Here is a 4,215-nt window from a genome sequence, read left to right as displayed (position 1 = left end):
CTTCAAATACTTCTCTAAAGCCTACGGTGTCCCAAGTGCCTACATCTGGGAAATCAATACTGAAGAAGAAGGAACTCCTGACCAAATCAAGACCTTGGTTGAAAAACTTCGCCAAACAAAAACTCCTTCACTCTTTGTAGAATCAAGTGTGGATGACCGTCCAATGAAGACTGTTTCACAAGACACAAACATCCCAATCTACGCACAAATCTTTACTGACTCTATCGCAGAACAAGGTAAAGAAGGCGACAGCTACTACAACATGATGAAATACAACCTTGATAAGATTGCTGAAGGATTGGCAAAATAATACTCTTCGAAAATCAAATTCAAACCACGTCAGCGTCGCCTTGCCGTACTCAAGTACAGCCTGTGGCTAGCTTCCTAGTTTGCTCTTTGATTTTCATTGAGTATAAGCCTCTGAAAAACGTCATTCTCACATGAGCTGGCGTTTTTTCTATGCACACATTTCCGGTCAAATCATTGGAAAATTCCGGCTGTTTCAGCTAAAATGGAAGAAAAAAGATTGGAGTATCCTATGGTAACTTTTCTCGGAAATCCTGTGAGCTTTACAGGTAAACAACTACAAGTCGGCGACAAGGCGCTTGATTTTTCTCTCACTACAACAGACCTTTCTAAAAAATCTCTGGCTGATTTTGATGGCAAGAAAAAAGTCTTGAGTGTCGTGCCTTCTATCGATACAGGTATCTGTTCAACTCAAACGCGTCGTTTTAATGAAGAATTGGCTGGACTGGATAATACAGTTGTCTTGACTGTTTCCATGGACCTCCCTTTTGCCCAAAAACGTTGGTGCGGTGCTGAAGGTATTGAAAATGCCATCATGCTCTCAGACTATTTCGACCATTCCTTTGGACGTGATTATGCCCTCTTAATCAATGAGTGGCATCTATTGGCACGCGCAGTCTTTGTCCTCGATACTGACAATACGATTCGCTATGTTGAATACGTGGATAATATCAACTCTGAACCAAACTTCGAAGCCGCAATTGCAGCTGCTAAAGCCCTATAGAAAAAATCCTCTGTCACAAAGAGTTCCCTACTCTTTGAAACGGAGGATTTTTGTTTACGAGTAAATATAAGTTCAATCAGCTAAAAACAACTACCTTATACTCAATGAAAATCAAAGAGTAAACTAAGACTCTAGCCTCAGGCTACTCAAGACACTGTTTTGAGGTTGTAGATATAGCTGACGTGATTTGAAGAGATTTTCGAAGAGTATTACTCTACAGATTTCAAAGCTTCAAGCATATCAACCTTTCTCAGATGATAATTGACAAAGAAACCAAGCAAGGTCAAAATGATGCTTACTGCTGCCACTGGGATTACATAGACTTCCCAGCCTACCTGCGGATAAAAGAGAATGGTCGCAGGCGAAATCATTTGAATCAAAAATTGGTGTAAATGAAAACCTGAGAGCAGACCAAGTACGATTCCCACAAGGGACAAGACAATCGTCTCACGGTAAATGTAGAGGGTGACTTCATTATTATGAAAACCGAGAACCTTGATAGTGGAGAGTTCACGGATTCTCTCAGCTACGTTGATATTGGTCAGATTGTAAAGAATAACCATAGCCAACAGAACCGATACGATGACCAAGATGGTCATGGTCTGATTGAGTGATCTAGCGACCGAGTCAAAGAGTCGAATGGCTGAAGCATTCTGGACAACGCTGGACACCGCAGATTGATTCATAAGTAAGCCGGCCTGTCTTTCGATACTAGGCGAACTAGAATCCTTTAGCGAAACCAGATAAGTGTTGGCTTGGGGTAACTGTCCGTAAAGTTGCTCATAGTCAGTCTGACTCATATAAATAAAGTGACCAACGTAGTTCTCAGCAATAGCAGCGACCTTTAGCTTCTTACCTTCAATTTCTAGAGTCTGTCCAACCTTGACACCTGCCAGCTGGGCAAGTTTATCTGTGATGACAACTCCATCTTTTAATGTCAACTCTTGCTGATGATGTTGCAGATGGATAAAGGGAGTCAAATCTTCCTTCTCTGTCATCATAAGGGTAATGGTTTGAAGACCAGCCTTGCCTTTGAAATCCTTGTCTAGCGTTTTTGAATAGATTTTCTGATAGGCTTGGATATCCTGCCCTTTCAACACTTCTTCTAGATTTGCTTTGTCTTGATTGGTCGCACTAGGATTTTCAGAGACAATCATCTGATACTGTTGGATTTGTTGAAACTGTCTAGACGGAACTCCTGCTACAGAGGATTGGATTCCCAAACCTGCAAAGAGCAGGGCCACAGAACCTGCCACACCAAAGATTGTCATCAACATCCGCTGCTTATAACGGAAGATATTGCGAGCTGTTACCTTATGAGTAAAACTGAGACGACGCCAAATAAAACCGATGCGCTCCAGTAAGATTTTAGCTCCTTTAACAGGAGGTTTAGGCAGTAAAAGCTGGGCTGCTTCATCATGAAGTTCCCTACGAGCTACCAAGTAGGCTGGTAACACACTCGCCAACCAACTCAAACCTAGAGCTAGTAAGCTATAAGTCCAATAGAACTGAATCTGAGTTTCTCCCACCACCATGCCTTTTGTAATGACACTTGAAATCACACTGGCTAGCAAATAATGACCAAGTATACTGCCTAGAGCTGTCCCTACAGTCCCAGCTACTAGTCCATAAAGGAGAAACTTGGCGATAATGTCCTTACTACGATAGCCCAAGGCCTTAAAAATTCCTGCATGAGTTCGCTCTTCATCCACAAAACGAGTCATAGTTGTGAAGGTCACCATAGCTGCTACGGCATAAAGAACTACAGGAAAGATATTGCCCACTGCCCGAATGCTAGCTGAAGCATTGCTGTACATGAGGTAGCCCTGACCGCCAGGCATGGTCTGACGATTATAAACCTGATACTTGGGATCAGGCAAATCGTCCAAGACTTGCTGATGTTTTGCTAATTTTTCCTTTTCTTGAGCTAGACTTTGTTCAGCTTGCTTTAGTTTGTCCTCTTCCTTACCCAATTCCTGCTTGGCTTGGGTGAGTTGAGCATTAGCCTGCTCTCTCTGAGCTTGAGGAAGCAAGGCTAGTTGACTTTCCTGAGCCTGTAAACGAGCTTGAGCAGCTGTTAAACGACGCTGACCTTCCTGCAGATTAGTCTCAGCCTTATCAAGGGTTTCTTTGCCTTTGTCTAGAGACTCTTGCCCTTCTTTTTTCAAGACTTGCAGACGTTCCTTGCCATTATCTGATAGAACTTGTTCAAGTTCTTCCTGATGTTGCTTGGATTTTTCTTCATAAGCTACTGAAAAGGAATTTAAACCTGCTAAATCTTGATATTTCAAACGAGCTATATTGTAGACTTTCTGATCAAACTGGCTAGGTAAAATCACCCCGTATGCTGTCAGAGTTCCGCTTCCGCTTCCAGCATAGCCCATATCCCGCTGGGAGAGGATTTCAGCCGAATCCACAAAACCAGTAATGGTAAAAGTATGGTCTTTTAATGAGGGATGACTACCTTCTTTTTCTTTAAAACTAATCTCCTGTCCCACGCTATATTGACTCTGCAGATGACTGGCCAAAGCGATTTCCTTGTCGGACTGAGGAAGTCGTCCCTCTCTTAGCTGAAAGGTTGAAATTCGCTCTGATTTGGAATACAGCCGAATGGCATCCTGACCATTATTCATTGTCACATCTGTCAAGTAGCCAAACTCGACCTCTGCGCCCTCTATCTGTTCTAGTTCTTTTTGATCTGCTTGATCCAAGCCATAGTTAGACATGACTGCCAAATCCAAGGTTTTAGCAGTTGTGAAATAAGCATTTGCGGTCGCCTCCATATTGGGACTAGTCACTTTGAGACCGACTAAGGCTAAAGACCCCAACATCATCAAGGTCAAGATGGATAAAAAACGCCCCTTGGAGCCGCTGAAAGACTGAATCAAGTCCTTCCAATAAGCTTTTCGTTTAATCATGCTAGTACTCCAAACTGTCAATATCCTGATGATGCTGGTTAATCAACACATCCTTGACACTGGCATCGTGCATATGAATCACGCGATCAGCAATGGGCGCCAAAGCTCCATTGTGGGTCACGATAATCACTGTTGCCCCTTTTTGACGAGACATATCTTGGAGAATTTTCAAGACTTGCTTCCCCGTCTGATAATCCAAGGCGCCAGTCGGTTCATCACAAAGGAGGATTTTAGGATTTTTGGCTACAGCACGTGCAATGGAGACTC

2 protein-coding genes and 2 pseudogenes are annotated in these 4,215 nt (G+C 42.9%); 2 read left to right on the top strand and 2 right to left on the bottom strand.

Going from position 1 to position 4,215, the window contains the following annotated elements; translation table 11 throughout:
- Positions 1-310, top strand: a pseudogene (psaA, locus tag QZ359_RS06615) (metal ABC transporter substrate-binding lipoprotein/adhesin PsaA); the annotation flags it as partial.
- Between the two features lie 228 nt (positions 311-538).
- Complete coding sequence (gene tpx / locus QZ359_RS06610; RefSeq protein ID WP_000256026.1) at positions 539-1,030, top strand: thiol peroxidase; 492 nt, start codon at positions 539-541, stop codon at positions 1,028-1,030.
- Positions 1,031-1,239: 209 nt separating this feature from the next.
- Here the strand turns inward: tpx and QZ359_RS06605 are convergent, their stop codons facing one another.
- Positions 1,240-3,948, bottom strand: coding sequence for an FtsX-like permease family protein (locus QZ359_RS06605; RefSeq protein ID WP_293964417.1), 2,709 nt, complete (start codon positions 3,946-3,948; stop codon positions 1,240-1,242).
- 1 nt (position 3,949) lies between these two features.
- Positions 3,950-4,215 (bottom strand): annotated as a pseudogene (locus QZ359_RS06600) (ABC transporter ATP-binding protein); the annotation flags it as partial.

It is taken from the genome of Streptococcus sp. (assembly GCF_019414905.1).
Lineage (GTDB): Bacteria > Bacillota > Bacilli > Lactobacillales > Streptococcaceae > Streptococcus.
The sequence above is the reverse complement of the archived record's forward strand: the minus strand, read 5'-3'. Positions and strand labels throughout refer to the sequence as shown.